This is a genomic window from Georgenia wangjunii, from assembly GCF_036421975.1.
Taxonomy (GTDB): Bacteria; Actinomycetota; Actinomycetes; order Actinomycetales; family Actinomycetaceae; genus Georgenia_A; species Georgenia_A wangjunii.
This window is the reverse complement of sequence record NZ_JAZGON010000009.1, coordinates 14,137-31,133: the sequence shown is the minus strand read 5'-3', so window position 1 is coordinate 31,133 and position 16,997 is coordinate 14,137. Positions and strand designations below refer to the sequence as shown.

General features: G+C 73.4%; 14 protein-coding genes. 6 read left to right on the top strand and 8 right to left on the bottom strand.

Annotated elements, in window-relative coordinates; genetic code table 11:
- Positions 1–37: 37 nt before the first annotated feature.
- From V2J63_RS12795 to V2J63_RS12770, 6 genes are all read right to left on the bottom strand, one after another.
- A complete protein-coding gene (locus V2J63_RS12795) occupies positions 38–1,321 on the bottom strand; it encodes an ABC transporter permease subunit (protein WP_331231434.1) in 1,284 nt (427 codons plus the stop codon).
- Positions 1,318–2,625 (bottom strand): ABC transporter permease, encoded by a 1,308-nt coding sequence (locus tag V2J63_RS12790; RefSeq protein WP_434056332.1) that lies wholly within the window; start codon positions 2,623–2,625, stop codon positions 1,318–1,320. Before V2J63_RS12790 ends, V2J63_RS12795 begins: the two co-directional genes overlap by 4 nt.
- Positions 2,622–4,199 (bottom strand): ABC transporter ATP-binding protein, encoded by a 1,578-nt coding sequence (locus V2J63_RS12785; protein WP_331231433.1) that lies wholly within the window; start codon positions 4,197–4,199, stop codon positions 2,622–2,624. Before V2J63_RS12785 ends, V2J63_RS12790 begins: the two co-directional genes overlap by 4 nt.
- Positions 4,196–5,407, bottom strand: coding sequence for a BMP family lipoprotein (locus V2J63_RS12780; RefSeq protein WP_331231432.1), 1,212 nt, complete (start codon positions 5,405–5,407; stop codon positions 4,196–4,198). Before V2J63_RS12780 ends, V2J63_RS12785 begins: the two co-directional genes overlap by 4 nt.
- Before the next feature lie 177 nt (positions 5,408–5,584).
- Positions 5,585–6,808 (bottom strand): amidohydrolase, encoded by a 1,224-nt coding sequence (locus tag V2J63_RS12775; RefSeq protein WP_331231431.1) that lies wholly within the window; start codon positions 6,806–6,808, stop codon positions 5,585–5,587.
- Between the two features lie 46 nt (positions 6,809–6,854).
- Positions 6,855–7,976: a mannose-1-phosphate guanylyltransferase gene (locus V2J63_RS12770; RefSeq protein WP_331231430.1), complete on the bottom strand. Its 1,122-nt coding sequence runs from the start codon at positions 7,974–7,976 to the stop codon at positions 6,855–6,857.
- 108 nt (positions 7,977–8,084) lie between these two features.
- Between V2J63_RS12770 and V2J63_RS12765 the strand changes: the two genes are divergently transcribed.
- The 3 genes from V2J63_RS12765 to V2J63_RS12755 are packed head-to-tail and all read left to right on the top strand — an operon-like array spanning position 8,085 to position 11,508.
- Positions 8,085–8,780, top strand: a complete 696-nt coding sequence (locus tag V2J63_RS12765) for a succinate dehydrogenase cytochrome b subunit (protein ID WP_331231429.1) — start codon at positions 8,085–8,087, stop codon at positions 8,778–8,780.
- A 20-nt stretch (positions 8,781–8,800) separates the two neighbouring features.
- A complete protein-coding gene (locus V2J63_RS12760; protein WP_331231428.1) occupies positions 8,801–10,768 on the top strand; it encodes a fumarate reductase/succinate dehydrogenase flavoprotein subunit in 1,968 nt (655 codons plus the stop codon).
- Entirely contained in the window at positions 10,765–11,508 is a 744-nt protein-coding gene (locus tag V2J63_RS12755; protein ID WP_331231427.1) for a succinate dehydrogenase/fumarate reductase iron-sulfur subunit, read from the top strand. Before V2J63_RS12760 ends, V2J63_RS12755 begins: the two co-directional genes overlap by 4 nt.
- 88 nt (positions 11,509–11,596) lie before the next feature.
- Here the strand turns inward: V2J63_RS12755 and V2J63_RS12750 are convergent, their stop codons facing one another.
- Both V2J63_RS12750 and V2J63_RS12745 read right to left on the bottom strand, forming a co-directional pair.
- Entirely contained in the window at positions 11,597–12,814 is a 1,218-nt protein-coding gene (locus V2J63_RS12750; RefSeq protein WP_331231426.1) for a YihY/virulence factor BrkB family protein, read from the bottom strand.
- Positions 12,811–13,446, bottom strand: coding sequence for a 2'-5' RNA ligase family protein (locus tag V2J63_RS12745; protein WP_331231425.1), 636 nt, complete (start codon positions 13,444–13,446; stop codon positions 12,811–12,813). The genes V2J63_RS12750 and V2J63_RS12745 overlap by 4 nt, the downstream gene beginning before the upstream one ends.
- A gap of 156 nt (positions 13,447–13,602) precedes the next feature.
- Here V2J63_RS12745 and V2J63_RS12740 point away from each other — a divergent pair, with 156 nt between their 5' ends.
- The 3 genes from V2J63_RS12740 to galK are packed head-to-tail and all read left to right on the top strand — an operon-like array spanning position 13,603 to position 16,881.
- Positions 13,603–14,457: a DeoR/GlpR family DNA-binding transcription regulator gene (locus tag V2J63_RS12740; protein WP_331231424.1), complete on the top strand. Its 855-nt coding sequence runs from the start codon at positions 13,603–13,605 to the stop codon at positions 14,455–14,457.
- On the top strand, positions 14,447–15,658 hold the full coding sequence (gene galT, locus V2J63_RS12735) for a galactose-1-phosphate uridylyltransferase (protein ID WP_331231423.1): 1,212 nt from the start codon (positions 14,447–14,449) through the stop codon (positions 15,656–15,658). Before V2J63_RS12740 ends, galT begins: the two co-directional genes overlap by 11 nt.
- The gene (gene galK / locus V2J63_RS12730) at positions 15,655–16,881 is read left to right on the top strand and encodes a galactokinase (protein WP_331231422.1); all 1,227 of its coding nucleotides are present in this window, start codon (positions 15,655–15,657) and stop codon (positions 16,879–16,881) included. Before galT ends, galK begins: the two co-directional genes overlap by 4 nt.
- Positions 16,882–16,997: the final 116 nt, after the last annotated feature.

Sequence of the window (16,997 nt, the reverse complement as noted above, 5' to 3'; positions counted from 1 at the left end):
GCTCCGCTCCTGCGCGCCCCGGGAGTACCGGGCGCGGTCACTTGATGTAGGGCTGGTTCTCCGCCGCCGGGGCCCGCACGCGCCCGACAAACCCGGCGACCGCGAGGATGGTCACGGCGTACGGGAGCATGAGGAGGAACTCGCCGGGGATCCCGGCCCCGCCCATGGCGCCGAGCACGTTGGCGAGGTTGCGGGAGAACCCGAAGAGCAGCGCCGCCGCGACCGCCCCGACGGGGTTCCACTTGCCGAGGATCATCGCGGCGAGCGCGATGTACCCGTTCCCGGCAGACATCTCGCGGCCGAAGGCGAGCCCCGAGCCGACCGTGAAGAAGGCCCCACCGAGGCCGGCGAGGGCGCCGCCCATGATCGTCGTGACCCAGCGGGTGCGGATGACGTTGATGCCCACCGTGTCCGCGGCCTTGGGGTGCTCACCGACGGCGCGCACCCGCAGGCCCCACCGGCTGCGGAAGAGCATGACCTGGAGGACGACGACGGCCGCGTACATGAGGTAGACGAGGATGTTCTGGTCGAAGAGCACGGGACCGAGGACGGGGATGTCGGAGAGGAACGGGATGGGCAGGTCGGGCAGGTCCTGCCGGTTGTTCCACCCGTCGTTCTCCGACAGGACGGTCGAGTACAGGAAGCTCGTCAGGCCGATGACGAGGACGTTGAGGACGACGCCGACGATGATCTGGTCGACCCAGTAGCGCACGCCGAAGAAGACGAGGAGGACGCCGACGAGCGCGCCGGCCACCGGCGCGGCGGCGAGCCCGACGTAGGCGCTCGTCGTGAGCGAGGCGACGACAGCGGCGAGGAAGGCCCCGCCGAGGAGCTGGCCCTCGATGGCGATGTTGATGACGCCGGAGCGCTCGCACATGACGCCGGAGAGTGCGCCGAAGACGAGCGGCACGGAGAGCGCGAGCGCCCCGCCGAGCAGCGTCGGCACCGGGATGAGGGTGTCCCTGCCCCCGCCGACCCACAGGAGGAACGCCGTGACGAAGGCGAGGCCGAAGAGAGCGGGCGCCCACCAGCCCACGGACCGCCGGCGCAGGGCAGCCCACGTCGCGTACCCCGCGACGGCGGCCATGACGAGCACGGTGCCCCACAGCCCGGCCAGCACGGGGACGGCGAGGTTGGGGATCTGGGCGAGGTCGCCCCGGGTGGAGAACTGGAACGTCGTGTGCGTCTGCGCCTCGGTGAAGAGGGTGAAGCCGAGGAGCGCGACGAGGGTGAGGACGATGTAGGTGACCGGGTTGCGCCAGCGGACGGGAGGCATGACCCCCGTCGCCTCGTCCGGGCGGGTCGTCGTGGCGGTGCTCATGCGGTCGCCTCCTTGACGGCGGGCGTGGCGCGCACGACGCGGGCCCGGTTCGGGGCCGGCAGCCGGAAGATCGCCCGCACGAGCGGCGGCGCCGCGATGAGCAGGACGATGACGGACTGCACGACGAGGATGATGTCGATGGGGGTCGACGTCGTCGACTGCATGAGGAACCCGCCGGCCTTGAGGGCGCCGAACAGGACGCCGGCGAGGAACGTGCCGAGCGGGCGGGACCGGCCCAGGAGGGCCACCGTGATGGCGTCGAAGCCGTAGCTCGCCGCCACGCCGGTCGTGAGGACCTGCTCGGTGCCCAGCACCTGCGCCGAGCCGCCGAGCCCGGCGAGCATGCCGGCGAAGACCATGGCGAAGATCGTCGCCCGCTGGACCGACATGCCCGCGGTGCGGGCGGCGTGCGGGTTGGCGCCGACCGCGCGCAGCTCGAACCCGATCGTCGAGCGCTCGAGGAGCCACCACACGGCGATCGTCGCGGCGATGGCGAGGAGGAAGCCTGCGTGGAGCCGGAACGGCTCGCCGAGGAGGAGCGGGTACGTCGCGGAGTCCGGCGGGATGGGGGGCGACTTCGGCAGCGCCGAGCCGGTCACCTGGAACGCCGGCGTCGTCAGCACCCACGCGATGAGGTAGACGGCGATGTTGTTGAGCATGATCGTGACGATGACCTCGTTGGCGCCGGTCCTCGCCTTGAGCACGCCGGCGATCCCGCCCCAGATCGCACCGCCGAGCGCCGCGCCGGTCGCGGCGAGCGTGACGTGGAGGACGACGGGGAGGTCGAACGTGAAGCCGATGTAGCCGCCGAACATCGCGCCGAGGATGATCTGCCCCTGGCCACCGATGTTGAACAGGCCGGCGCGGAAGGCGACGGCGATGCCGAGCCCGGTGAGGACGAGCGGCACGGAGAAGACGAGCGACTCGGTGAACGGGCGGATGGCGCGCGCGAAGCTCGCCGCCTCGAAGTCGTAGACCGCCCCGCGGAACATCGCGCGGTAGGCGCCGTACACGGCGTCCCACACGGCGCCGATGAAGTCGCCGGGGCGCGCGAAGAGGTAGCTCACCGTCTCCTGCACCCGCTCGTCCGCGCTGGCGATGAGGACACCACCGACGAGGAGGGCGACGACGATGGCGAGCACGGTGACGAGCCAGCTCCCGGAGAGCAGGTCGCGCAGGAACGCCGACGAGCGCGACCCGGGCGCGTCGGCCGGGACCTGCTTCACGCTCGCCGGGGACTGCTCCGCCTGGGCGACGACGTCGCCCGCCGGGCTCCCGGCGGGGGTGCTCTGCTCGTCGCTCACGACGTGCCCTCCTCGGTGGTGAGATCGGCCGCGCCGAGCGTCGTGCGGTGCTCGGCGGCCTGTGCGCGCGCCTCCTCGAGCGGGACCCCGGCCATCATGAGGCCGAGGACGTCCCGGTCGGCGTCGCCGTCGACGACGCCGACGACCCGCCCCCGGTACATGACCGCGATGCGGTCCGCGAGCGAGAGGACCTCGTCGAGCTCGGTCGAGACGATGATGACGGGGGTGCCGGTATCGCGTTCGGCGACGATCCGCTGGTGGACGAACTCGATGGAGCCGACGTCGAGGCCGCGGGTGGGCTGGGAGGCGACGAGGAGCCGCAGCTCGCGCGACATCTCCCGCGCGAGGACGACCTTCTGCTGGTTGCCGCCGGAGAGGGTGGAGATCGGGTCGTCGACGGAGGTCAGGCGGACGTCGAACTCGCGCACCCGGCGCGTGGCGTTCTCGCGCACCACCTGCGGGCTCAGCCCCACCCCGGAGGCGTACGGCGCGGTGTCGTAGAGGTCGAGGACGAGGTTCTCGGCGACGGAGAAGCCGGCGATGACCCCGTCCGTCGAGCGGTCCTCGGGGACGAAGCCGAGTCCCGCGCGCAGCCGCTCCTTGACGCCGCGCCCGACGAGCTCGGTCCCGTCGAGCGTGATCGAGCCGGTGACGGGTTCGCTGATCCCCAGGATCGTCTCGGTCAGCTCGGTCTGACCGTTGCCCTGCACGCCGGCGACGGCGAGGATCTCCCCGCGGCGCACCCCGAGGTCGAGCCGGTCGACGACGACGTTGCCGCTCGCGTCCAGCACCGTGAGGTCCCGGACCGTGAAGGCCTCCTCGCCTGCGTGCGCGGGGGCCTTGTCGACGGCCATCGAGACGGTGCGGCCCACCATGAGCGAGGCGAGCTCGGTCTCCGTCGACGTCGGGCTGGCCTCGCCGACGATGGCGCCGCGACGGATGACGGTGATGCTGTCCGCGACGGCGCGGACCTCGCGCAGCTTGTGCGTGATGAAGACGATGGAGGTGCCCTGCGCCTTGAGCTGGCGCATGATCGCGATGAGCTCGTCCGTCTCCTGCGGCGTCAGCACCGCGGTCGGCTCGTCGAGGATGAGCACCTTGGCGTCCCGGGAGAGCGCCTTGATGATCTCCACGCGCTGCTGGGCGCCGACGGGGAGGTCCTCGATCCGGGCGTCGGGGTCGACGTCGAACCCGAAGCGGTCCGAGATCTCGGTGACGCGGCGGCGCGACTCCTTGAGGTCGATGATCCCGAGCGGGCCGGTCGCCTCGTACCCGAGCGCGACCGACTCGGCGACGGTGAAGACCGGCACGAGCATGAAGTGCTGGTGGACCATGCCGATGCCGGCGGCCACCGCGTCCCCCGGCCCGGCGAACGTCACGGCCTCGCCGTCGAGGAGGATCTGGCCGCCGTCGGCGTCGTAGAGGCCGTAGAGCACGTTCATGAGGGTGCTCTTGCCGGCCCCGTTCTCGCCGAGGAGGGCGTGGATCTCCCCCGGTTCGACGACGAGGTCGATGTGGTCGTTGGCGACGAGCGACCCGAAGGTCTTGGTGATGCCGCGCAGCTCGAGCTTCACGTCAGCGTCTTTCGTGGGACGGCGCCCACCGGCGCGGGGCGGGCGGGCGCGAGGACTGGGCACCGCGGGGCGTTCTCCGTCTCGACGACGAGCTCGCCGTTGATGATCTGCGCCTGCAGGTCGGCGACCGCGTCCTTGAGCTCGTCCGGGACCTCGGCGTCGAAGTCGTGGAACTCGGCGAGGCTGACGCCGCCGTTCTCCAGCGTGCCGATGTACGGCTCGCCGCTGAACTCGCCGCCCAGGCCCTGCTCGATCGTCTCGAAGACGCCGGCGCCGATCTCCTTGACCACGGAGGTCAGGACGATGGAGCCGTAGTCGGTCGAGTCGTACCAGTCGGAGTCCACGCCGATGATCCACGTGTCACCGGCGGACTCGGCGGCGGAGGCCGCACCGAGGCCGACGGGGCCCGCGACCGGCATGATGATGTCCGCGCCCTGGGCGATGAAGCCCTCGGCGAGCGCGACGCCCTGCGCCTGGTCCTCGAAGGTCCCGGCGAAGCTGCCGTCCTGGCTCTCCTTGTCCCAGCCGAGCACGTTGACGTCCGTGCCGTTGTCCTCGTTGTACCGGGCGACGCCGTCGACGAAGCCGTCCATGAAGATGCTGACGGACGGGATCGGCAGGCCACCGAACGTCGCGACGGTCCCGGTCTGCGTCATGCCGGCGGCGACGTAGCCGGCGAGGTAGGACGCCTCGGCCGTGTTGAAGATGATGGGCTTGGCGTTGGGGAGCTCGACCGGGGTCGGCGGGTCGTCCGCCGTCGCGCCGGGGTCGGAGAACGTCGCGTCGACGAGGCCGAAGCTGAGGTCGGTGTTCCCCTCCGCCGCGGCCTGGATCGGGTCCTCGAGGAGGAAGCCGACACCGATCGTGAGGTCGCAGCCCTCCTGGACCATGGCGTCGACGTTGGGGCCGAAGTCGGCGTCGCTCTGCGACTCCGCGTCCCCCTTCTGCACGCCGAGCTCGGCGACCGCGCGGTCGAGGCCCTCCATGGCGGACTGGTTGAAGGACTGGTCCTCCCACCCGCCCTGGTCGGAGATGAGGCAGGCGAGGTAGTCGACCTCCTCCGCCGCCCCGGTGGTCTCGGCGGCGGTCGTCTCCCCGCCGTCGGTCGCGGGTGCGGCGGTCTCCTCGTCCTCGGGAGCGGCACCGCAGGCCGCGAGCGTCAGCGCGGCGGTGGCCGCGAGCGCAGTCGCGTAGATGCTCTTCTTCACGCTTGTCTCCTGCTCAAGATCGTGCCGGGGAGCGGGCGGGCGGGTCCGGCGGGTTCGTCGGTGCCGTGCCAGCCCCGGGTCGGCTGATTTCGCACCGACTGTAGCCCGCGTCACGCACCGATCGGGCCAGATGGTGAGACGCGGCGGCGAGTTGTTACTCAACCGACGCAATGACGATCACGGGCTCGTGACCGGCGTCGGCGGGCGCAGACCGGCGAGCTGGGCCGTCCGGGCGAGGACGCGCACGCCGACCCCGAGCGCCCGCTCGTCCACCTGCAGGTCACCCTGGTGGATGTCGTAGGCGGGGCCGCCGGGCGTGCGCGTGCCGAGGCGCACCATGGCGCCGGGCACCCGCGTGAGGTACCAGGCGAAGTCCTCCCCGCCGAGCGACTGCTCGGTGAGGACGACGGCGTCCGGCCCGACGACCTGCTTCGTCGCCGTGTCGAGCATGCGGATGCACCGCTCGTCGTTGACGACCGGGGGCATGCCGCGCAGGTGCTGGAGGTGGACCTCGACGTTGAACGGCGCGAGCAGCTGCTCGACGGTGTCCTCGACGAGCCGCGCGGCGCGTCCCCACGTGCCCTCGTCGAGGCAGCGCAGCGTGCCGGTGACGGACCCGGTCGTCGGGATCGTGTTCGAGGCCTCGCCGGCGTGGACGGCCCCCCACGTGAGGTTGACGCCGGCGCGCGGGTCGAGGCGGCGCCCGAGGACGGCGGGGAGCTGAGTGATGACCTGACCGAGGGCGTAGACGACGTCGCCCGTGAGGTAGGGGCGCGATGTGTGCCCGCCCGGCGAGGTCAACCGGACCGTCACCGTGTCCGAGGCGGCCGTGATGGGGCCGATGCGCGAGCCGATCGACCCGCAGTCGATCTTCGGCGCGCAGTGGAGGGCGTAGATCTGCTCGACGGGCTCGATCGCCCCCTGGTCGAGGACCTCCTTGGCGCCGCTGGGCTGGACCTCCTCCGCCGGCTGGAGCACGAGCCGCACGCCGACGGGCAGCTGCCCTTCCTCGTCGAGCCGCGCGAGGACGAGCCCGGCCCCGAGGACGGCGGTGGCGTGGACGTCGTGGCCGCACGCGTGGGAGACACCGGGGCGGCGGGAGGCGTAGGGCAGGCCGGTCGTCTCCGTGACGGGCAGCGCGTCGAGGTCGCCGCGCAGGCCGATGCGCCGCCGCCCCTGCTCGCGCGGGTCGCCGCCGATGTCGCAGACGAGCCCGGTGCCCTCGAGGCGACGGGGCGACAGGCCCGCCTCGCGCAGCCGGGCCTCGAGCAGCGCCGTCGTCTCGTGCTCCATGCGGGCGAGCTCGGGGTTGGCGTGGATGTGCCGCCGGATCTCGCGGAGCTCGTCGTCGAGCTCCGCCGCGATCTCGACGACGCGGTCGGCCGGGGGCTGCTCACTCACCCCAGGAACACTAGCGCCCGCGCCGCCGGGGGCCTCCCGGGCCCGCTCAGCGCAGGGCGTCGGGGACGGCGTCGACGACGGCCCTGAGGGCCTGGGCGTGCGCGCGCGTCGTCACGAGGAGGGCGTCGGGCGTGTCGACGACGACGGCGTCGGGGATGCCGAGGACGCTGACGAGGCGCCCGGCCGCCGGCACGACGAGCGCGCCGTCCGCCCCGACGACGAGCGCGCGGCCGGCGTCGCCGAGCACCCGCACGCCGTCGGGACCGGGCGCGACGAGGCCGGCGAGGGAGTGCCAGTCGCCGACGTCGTCCCACCCGAGCGCGGCCGGGACGACGGCCACGCCCCCCTCGGCCGCCACCGGCTCGGCGATGGCGTGGTCGATGGCGATGCGTGTGAGCCGGGGCCACACCCGCTTGAGGACCTCGCTGCGCGCCGGGCCGTCCCACGCGCGGGCGATCTCGACGAGCCCCTCGTGGAGGGTGGGCTGCAGGCGGGCGAGGTGGTCGAGGAGCACGCGTGCGCCGACGACGAACATCCCCGCGTTCCAGCGGTACTCCCCGGTCGCGAGGTACGCGGCGGCCGTGGCGGCGTCGGGCTTCTCCGTGAACCCGAGGACGTGGCGGGCCGACGGCGAGCCGCCGAGCCCGAGCGGGTCGCCGGTACGGACGTAGCCGAACGCCGTCGACGGGTGGTCGGCAGAGATCCCGATCGTCACGACGTAGCCCGCCCGCGCCGCGACGACCGCCTCGCGCACGGCCACCGTGAAGGCGGCCGGCTCACGCACGACGTGGTCGGCGGCGAACGAGCCGAGGACGACGTCCCCGTGCCGCTCGTGCAGGACGGCGGCCGCGAGCCCGATGGCCGCCATCGAGTCCCGCCCGGACGGCTCGGCGAGCAGGGCGTCCGGCCGGAGGTCGGGCAGCTGCTCGCGCACGGCCCGCTCGTGCGCGGCCCCGGTGACGAGGACCACCCCGCCGGCGCCGGCGAGCGGCGCGAGCCGGTCCCACGTCCCCTGGAGGAGCGTGCGGCCGGAGCCGGTGAGGTCGTGGAGGAACTTCGGGTGGTCCCGCCGCGAGAGCGGCCAGAGCCGGGTGCCGGCGCCGCCGGCGGGGACGACGGCGTAGAAGCCGGGGATCACGGCGGGGGCAGCGGGCGTGACGTCGGTCATGCGCCGACCCTAGAACGCCCACGGACGGGCGGAGCTCGCCGGCCCTAGGTCCCCCACCTCGGCGCCCGCGATGTGCTGGCCCCGTTCGGCAGTGACTACGATGCACTGGTGTCCACCACCACGTCTGCGAGGAAGCGGGTCACCGCCCGCCGCACGACGGTCGCCCTCAAGATGGCCATGGCCGTCACCGGCGTCCTCTTCGTGCTCTTCCTCCTCGCCCACATGTACGGAAACTTCAAGGTGCTCTCCGGGCAGGAGGCGTTCGACGGCTACGCGGAGCACCTGCGTGAGCTCGGCGAGCCGCTCCTGCCGTACGCGGGCTTCCTGTGGATCATGCGGCTCGTCCTCGTCGCCAGCCTCGTCGTCCACGTGACGGCGACGGTCATCCTGTGGCGCCGCGCGAGCCGCGCCCGCGGGACGCGGTACACGGTGAAGAAGGCCGTCGGCTCGACGCTGTCGTCGCGCACGATGCGCTGGGGCGGTCTTGCCCTCCTCGCGTTCATCGTCTTCCACATCCTGCAGTTCACCACCCTGACCATCGAGGTGGGCGGCTCGTTCGACAGCCCCTACGACCGGATGATCGCCGGGTTCTCGCAGTGGTACATCCTCCTCATCTACGTCGTCGCCATGGTCGCCCTCGGCATGCACCTGCGGCACGGGATCTGGAGCGCCGTCCAGACGCTCGGGTGGTCCAGCGGCAAGCGCCAGCGCGACATCAAGCGCGCGGCCCTCGCCGTCGCGGTCATCGTCGTCGTCGGCTTCCTCGCCCCGGCGTTCGCCATCTTCTTCGGCATCATCGACTAGGACCGTGGAGCCCCCCGCACATGACTGACAAGCTCGTCGCCGGCCTCTACCTCGAGGGTGAGCCGATCCGTGACACCAAGGCACCCGACGTCCCGATCGAGAAGCGGTGGTCGGAGCGCAAGTTCGGGGCCCGCCTCGTCAACCCGGCCAACCGGCGCAAGCTGAGCGTCATCATCGTCGGTACGGGCCTCGCCGGCGCGTCCGCCGGCGCCACGCTCGGCGAGGCCGGGTACCAGGTCAAGTCCTTCTGCTACCAGGACTCCCCCCGCCGCGCGCACTCGATCGCCGCCCAGGGCGGGATCAACGCCGCGAAGAACTACCGCAACGACAACGACTCGACCTACCGCCTCTTCTACGACACGGTCAAGGGCGGCGACTTCCGCTCCCGCGAGTCGAACGTCTACCGGCTCGCCGAGGTCAGCGCGAACATCATCGACCAGTGCGTCGCCCAGGGCGTGCCCTTCGCGCGTGAGTACGGCGGCCTCCTCGACAACCGCTCCTTCGGCGGCGTCCAGGTCTCCCGCACGTTCTACGCGCGGGGCCAGACGGGCCAGCAGCTCCTCATCGGCGCCTATCAGGCCCTCGAGCGGCAGGTGGCGGCCGGCACGGTCCAGACCTACACCCGGCACGAGATGCTCGAGCTCGTCGTCGTCGACGGCAAGGCGCGCGGGGTCATCGTCCGCGACATGGTGACCGGCGCGATCGAGACGCACCTCGCCGACGCCGTCGTCCTCGCCACCGGCGGGTACGGCAACGTCTTCTTCCTGTCGACGAACGCCATGGGCTCGAACACGACGGCGATCTGGCGTGCGCACCGCAAGGGCGCCCACTTCGCCAACCCGTGCTTCACGCAGATCCACCCCACGTGCATCCCGGTGTCCGGGGAGCACCAGTCCAAGCTCACGCTCATGAGCGAGTCACTGCGCAACGACGGCCGCATCTGGGTGCCGAAGGTCGCCGGGGACACCCGCAACCCGCGCGACATCCCCGAGGACGAGCGCGACTACTACCTCGAGCGCATCTACCCGGCGTTCGGCAACCTCGTCCCCCGCGACATCGCCTCGCGCGCGGCGAAGAACGTGTGCGACGACGGGCGCGGGGTCGGCCCCGCCGTCGAGGGCGTGCGCCGCGGCGTCTACCTCGACTTCGCCGACGCCATCGAGCGCCTCGGCCTCGCCGCGGTGCGCGCCAAGTACGGCAACCTCTTCGACATGTACCAGCGCATCACCGGGGAGAACCCCTACGAGGTGCCGATGCGGATCTACCCCGCCGTGCACTACACGATGGGCGGCCTGTGGGTCGACTACGACCTCCAGTCCTCGATCCCCGGGCTCTTCGTCACCGGCGAGGCGAACTTCTCCGACCACGGCGCCAACCGCCTCGGTGCCTCGGCGCTCATGCAGGGCCTCGCCGACGGGTACTTCGTCCTGCCCAACACGATCAACGACTACCTCGCCGCGGGGCCGTTCGAGAAGATCACGCCGGACCACCCCGAGGTCGTCGAGGCCGCCGAGGCCGTCCGCGCCCGCATCGCGACCTTCATGTCGACGAACGGCACCCGGTCGGTCGACTCCTTCCACAAGGAGCTCGGCACGATCATGTGGGAGTACTGCGGCATGGAGCGCACCGAGGAGGGGCTGCGGACCGCGATCGCGAGGATCCGCGCCCTGCGCGCCCAGTACTGGACCGACGTCCGCGTCCTCGGTGAGGCGGAGGAGCTCAACCAGTCCCTCGAGAAGGCCGGGCGTGTCGCCGACTTCTTCGAGCTCGCCGAGCTCATGTGCATCGACGCCCTCCACCGCCGCGAGTCCTGCGGCGGGCACTTCCGGGGCGAGAGCCAGACCGAGGACGGCGAGGCCATGCGGCACGACGACGAGTTCGCCTACGTCGCCGCGTGGGAGTGGGAGGGCACCGACTCGGCGCCCGTCCTGCACAAGGAGGATCTCGTGTACACCCACGTCGAGATGAAGCAGCGGAGCTACAAGTGAGAATCACGCTCAAGGTATGGCGCCAGAAGAACGCCGAGACGCCGGGCCGCATGGTCGGTTACCAGCTCGACGAGGTCACCGAGGACATGTCGTTCCTCGAGATGCTCGACGTCCTCAACGAGGACCTCATCTCCCGTGGTGAGGAGCCCGTCGCCTTCGACCACGACTGCCGCGAGGGCATCTGCGGCATGTGCGGGGTCATGATCGACGGCGTCGCCCACGGCCCGGAGATCGCCACGACCTGCCAGCTCCACATGCGCTCCTTCGCCGACGGCGACACGATCACGGTCGAGCCGTGGCGCGCCGACCCGTTCCCGGTCATCAAGGACCTCGTCGTCGACCGCGGCGCGTTCGACCGGATCATCCAGGCCGGCGGTTTCATCAGCGCGAACACCGGCTCCGCCCCGGACGCCCACGCGACGCCCGTGCCGAAGGAGAACGCCGACCGTGCGTTCGAGTCCGCCGCGTGCATCAGCTGCGGCGCCTGCGTCGCGGCGTGCCCGAACGGCTCGGCGATGCTCTTCACGGCGGCGAAGATCACGCACCTCGGGCAGCTCCCCCAGGGCCAGCCGGAGCGTGACGCGCGCGTCGTGGCCATGGTGGACCAGCACGACCACGAGGGCTTCGGCGGCTGCACGAACATCGGTGAGTGCACCGCGGTGTGCCCGGTGGGCATCCCGCTCGACAACATCTCCCAGCTCAACTTCGACCTGCGTCACGCGCTCGGCCGGGGCCGCTGAGCAGCAGCGTCGGCAGGCAACGACGGGCGGTCGCGCAGCAGCGCGGCCGCCCGTCGGCGTCTGAGGGCCCCCGGCACCGCCCGCCGCGCTACCGGCGCCGGCGCAGGCGCCGCCACGCCGCCGTCAGCCGCCCCACCGGCTCCGCCCGGGCCGCGTCCTGCGCGCGCTCACGCTCGCGGGCGAGGAGGTCGTCCGCCCGCCGGCGGTCCTCGGCCGCCGCGCGCCGCGCGGCGATCATCGCCAGGCCCTCCTCGCCGAGCCGGTCGAGGTCGCGGCGCAGGGTGGCCTCCCGCTCGGTGCTCGACGCCTGCACCGCCCCCGTCGTCGCGTGGTAGTCCCACTCCAGCGTCCCGGGCACCGTGAGGGTGACGTAGTTGGGCCGCTCGTCGTAGTGCGTGTCCTCCGGGCTGTCGGGCTTGGGGGGTGCGGGCGGGTTCGCCGTCCACGCCGCGACGAGGAGGAGGATGCGGGCGAGCAGGTTGACCCACACGAGCAGGGTGGCGAGGAGAGCGACCGAGGCGAGCAGGGGGTCGTCGGCGCCCCCGACGACGGACGTCCCCGCCAGCCGCAGCGTGCTCGCCGCGAGCCCGCCGATGAGGGCGCCGAGCACGAGGTCGCGGCGCGGCGCGCGGACACCGGCGAGGACCCGGAAGAGGAGGACGAACACCGCGGAGTCGACGGCGAGCGCGACGCCGATCCCGAGGAGGCGCAGGCCCCACGACGCGATCGCCCCCTCGATGCCGAGGAGGTCCATGACCCACTCCCCGGCCGCGCCGGCCGCGATGCCGAGCACGGCGGTGAGCACGACGGCGAGCGCGAGCAGGACGAACCCGCCGAGGTCGCGCACACGGCCGGCCACGATGCTCTCCCGCGGCGTGACGATGCCGAACATCGCCCGGACCGAGCGCCGCAGGGCGCGCATCATCGACACGGCGGTCCACACGAGGACGGCGGCGGCGGCGACGCTCGCCGGGGTGAGGACCGTCTCGAGGACGAGGTCGTCGGGAGCGAGGAGCCCGTCGTCCGCTCCGGTCTGGAGGATCCCGGGCAGGGCGTCGTTGACGGCGTCGAGGACGCGCTCACGGAGCTCGTCGTTGCCCCCGAGCACGCGCGTGAAGGCGGTGAACCCGATCGTCAGGGCCGCGGCGATGGAGAAGAGCGCCGAGTACGTGATGCCGCCCGCGAGGAGGCCCCCGCGGGCCTTGATGTAGCGGGCGACGGCGCGGCCGACACGCCCGTGCTCGTACCACTCGAGGATCCGCTGCCCGCGGGCGACGAGCGCCTTCCCCCGCTCGGCGAGCGTCACGCCGCCCCCGCGCGGCCGTCGGGAGCCGGCGCCGGGCCGTCCGGCCCGGCGGTCGGGGCCTCAGGCGCGAGAGCCGCGTCCCGCTCCGGTCGGGGCCCGGAGAGCGGCACGTCCCGCGCCGTGCGCCACACGCCGTCGTCGGCGTGGGTGTAGAGCGCGAGGCTCGTGACGACGTAGGTCGCCGCGAAGTCCGCGAGGGCCGCTGCCGCCTCGTCGAGCGTCGCGGGAGGGACCTCGTGGGCGACGGTGACGTGCGGGTGGAAGTCGAACCGCGTGGGGTACGCGAGGACGCCTGAGCGCACCGCGCTCTCGAGCGCCGCCAGCTCGTGCGCCCCGGCGACGACCCGGGCGAAGACGACCGGGCTCACCGGCCGGAACGTGCCCGGGCCGGCGAGACTGACGACGAACGGCGCGTGCGCGTGCGCCACCGACTGGAGGTGGGCGACGACGTCGTCGAACGCGTCCTGCGCGACCACCGTGGGGCCGAGCATCGTCACGTGGGCGGGGCTGCGCCGGGCCATCGGGTCACCGAGGCGCGCCCGCAGGCTCTGGAGCCACAGGCCGTACGGCTCGGGCACGGGCAGGGCGACCCCGATGCGGAGCTCGCCGTCGCGGCGCGGGGGCAGGTGCACGTCAGGCCCGCCCGCTCGGCGCGGCGCCCGGCGCCGTGGACAGACGGGTCATGGCTCCCATCCTCGCAGGCTGTGCGCGCAGGTCGCACCCGTCGCCGCCCGTTCTCGGTGCTGGTAGGACGTGTTCGCTTCTGGGAGTTGGTGCACAATAGCCGCATGAGCCCGGACGCCCTCGCGCCCCCCGTCACCGCCGACGGCCCGCCGCTGCTCGCGCGCCAGCGCCAGAACCACATCCTCTCGGCCGTGAGCCAGCACGGGGGCGTCCGCGTGGCCGAGATGGTCGAGCAGCTCGGTGTCTCCGAGATGACGGTGCGCCGGGACATCACGAGCCTCGTCAAGCGCGGCCTCGTCGCGCGGGTGCACGGTGGCGCCGTCAGCCCCACCCGCTCCGCGCAGGAGCCGCGCTTCGCCGTGAAGTCGACCCAGCACCAGCAGGAGAAGACGCGGATCGGTCTCCTCGCAGCGTCCCGCGTCCAGGAGGGGGACTCGCTCGCGCTCTCGGCCGGGACGACGACGCTCGCCGTCGCGCGCGCCCTCACCGCCCTCCCCTCCTTCGGCACGCTCACCGTCATCACGAACTCCCTGCCCGCGGCCGAGGTCCTCCACACCGGGGCCGAGGCCGCCCGCGAGGCCGGGCAGGCGGCGCCCACCGTCGTCCTCACCGGCGGCGAGCGCACCCGGTCGGACGCCCTCGTCGGGCCCGCGACCGTGGACTACCTCCGCTCGATCCGCGTCGAGTGGGTCTTCCTCGGTGCGCACGGCTTCGACCCCGGCATCGGTCTCATGACGCCCAACCTCCAGGAGGCCGAGACGAATGCGGCCCTGCTGTCGACGGGCCGATCCGCCGTCGCTGTGCTGGACTCGAGCAAGTGGGGCGTGCGCGGCCTGCGAACGTTCTGCCGGCCCGACGACCTCGCCGCGCTCGTCACCGACGTCGAGCCCGACGACGAGACCCGCGCGGCGGCCGAAACGTACGACTTCTCCCTGGAGGTGGCGATCGGTGGCTCCTGAACCGCAGCACGCACCGGTCCGCCGGACCGCCACGACGCTGGCGGACGGGCGCGAGCTCATCTACTTCGACGACTCCGAGCCGTACGTCTCCGCCCGCGCGACCCGCCGCCTCGACGACCCGCGCCCGCTGCCGGACCGCTTCGCGCCCGTCGCGGGCGCCGACGGCGGGCAGCGCCCGGTCACCGCTCCCGAGATGCGCTACGACGTCCTCACCGGGGAGTGGGTCCCCATGGCGAGCCACCGCATGAACCGCACGCACCTGCCCCCGGCCGACGCCAACCCCCTCGCGCCCGCGAAGCCGGGAGCGGCCTACTCCGACGGCGAGATCCCGGCGGAGGACTACGACGTCGTCGTGTTCGAGAACCGTTTCCCCTCCCTCCTGCGCGTCCCCGGCCAGGAGGACGCCGTCTCCCACGTCGACGGCGAGGAGCTGTGGCCGGTGCGCCCCGCCGCCGGGCGCTGCGAGGTCATCTGCTTCTCCCCCGACTCGACGGCCTCGCTCGCGGGCGTCGGGCAGCGCCGGATGCGCACCGTCATCGAGGCGTGGGCGGACCGCACGGCCGAGCTCGGCGCGCTCGACGGGATCGAGCAGGTCTTCTGCTTCGAGAACCGGGGCCGCGAGATCGGCGTCACGCTCCACCACCCCCACGGCCAGATCTACGCCTACCCCTACCTCACCCCGCGCACGGCCACGATGCTCCGCCAGGCGCGCGAGCACCGCGCCCGCACCGGCCGCAACCTCCTGCGCGACGTGCTCGACGCCGAGCTGCGCTCCGGCCGGCGCGTCGTGGCCGAGTCCGAGCACTGGGTCGCGTACGTACCCGCGGCGGCGCGCTGGCCCGTCGAGGTGCACATCGCCCCGCGCCGCGACGTGCCCGACCTCCCCGCCCTCGACGACGCCGAGCGCGAGGACCTCGCGGGTATCTACCTGCGCATCCTGCGGGCGGGCGACCAGTTCTTCGTCACCTCCGGTGCGGACGGCCAGGAGAGCGCGCTGCCGCTGCCCTACATCGCCGCGTGGCACCAGGCGCCGGTGAACGAGGGGCGCGAGGACCTGCGCCTGCACCTCCAGCTCTTCTCGGTCCTGCGGGCGCCCGGCAAGCTCAAGTACCTCGCGGGCTCGGAGTCCGGCATGGGGGCATGGGTCTCCGACACGACGCCGGAGAAGATCGCCGACCGGTTCCGGGACGTCATGCCGTGAGTGCGTTCCTGCCCGCCTGGGACGACGTCGAGGGCGCCGCCCGCGTGACCGCGCTGTTCGCGGTGAGCTTCTCCGCCGACCCCGACGGGGTGTGGGCCGCGCCCGGGCGGGTCAACCTCATCGGGGAGCACACCGACTACAACGGCGGGCTGTGCCTGCCGGTCGCGCTGCCGCACCGTACCTTCGTCGCGATGCGCCGCCGGGACGACGACGCCGTTCGCCTGGCCTCAGCGCAGGAGCCGGGCGTGCGCGAGCTCCGGCTCGCCGAGGTCGGGCCGGTCGGGAGCGCCGGCGCCGTCGACGGCTGGCCCGCCTACGTCACGGGCGTCGCATGGGCGCTCGTGGCGGAGGGGCTGGCGGCGGACGGGCTCGGCGGCTTCGACGTCGCCGTCGACTCGTGCGTCCCGTACGGGGCAGGACTCTCCTCCTCCGCCGCGCTCGAGTGCTCGGTCGCCGTCGGGATCGACGCGCTCGCGGGGCTCGGCCTCGCCGGCTCGGACGCCGGGCGCGCCCGGCTCGCCGCCGCGTGCGTGCGCGCGGAGAACGACGTGGCCGGCGCGCCGACGGGCGGCATGGACCAGGCCGCCTCGCTGCGCTGCGCCCCAGGGCACGCGCTGCTCCTCGACTGCCGGGACGGGGGCACGGCCCAGGTGCCGTTCGACCTCGCCGCCGCCGGCCTCGAGCTCCTCGTCGTCGACACCCGCGCCGAGCACCGGCTCGTCGACGGGCAGTACGCCGCGCGGCGGGCGGCGTGCGAGCGTGCCGCCGCCGGGCTCGGCGTCGCGACGCTGCGGGAGGTCACGGACCTCGAGGCCGCGCTCGCGGCGGTCCCGGACGCCACCGACCGGCGGCGCGTCCGGCACGTCGTCACCGAGATCGGCCGCGTCGAGGATTTCGTCGCCCATCTGCGCGCCGGGCCGCTCGAGGCTGAGCGGCTGCGCGCCGCCGGGGAGCTCATGGACGCCTCGCACGCCTCGCTCCGCGACGACTACGAGGTCTCGGCACCCGAGCTCGACGTCGCCGTCGCGGCCGCCCGGGACGCGGGCGCCCACGGCGCACGGATGACGGGCGGCGGGTTCGGCGGCTCGGCGATCGCGCTCGTCGACGCCGGTTCGGCGACGACGGTGGCCGGGGCGGTCCGGGCGGCGTTCGCCGCCCACGGCTTCACCGAGCCCGAGTTCCTCCTCGCCACGCCGGCCGGCCCGGCCGCGCGCATCGGCTGACCGCCTGGACCGACCACGCACGCTCGCGCGGCCCGCACGCTCGGCCGTCTCGCACCCTCGTGCGCCTCGACACGCGCCGTGCGCCCCGTCTACCAGGGGCACGGCGCGTGTCGAGG

Coding starts and splice junctions, on each gene's coding strand:
- V2J63_RS12795 (WP_331231434.1), bottom strand. CDS start 1,321: ATGAGCACCGCCACGACGACCCGCCCGGACGAGGCGACGGGGGTCATG.
- V2J63_RS12770 (WP_331231430.1), bottom strand. CDS start 7,976: ATGACCGACGTCACGCCCGCTGCCCCCGCCGTGATCCCCGGCTTCTAC.
- V2J63_RS12760 (WP_331231428.1), top strand. CDS start 8,801: ATGACTGACAAGCTCGTCGCCGGCCTCTACCTCGAGGGTGAGCCGATC.
- V2J63_RS12740 (WP_331231424.1), top strand. CDS start 13,603: ATGAGCCCGGACGCCCTCGCGCCCCCCGTCACCGCCGACGGCCCGCCG.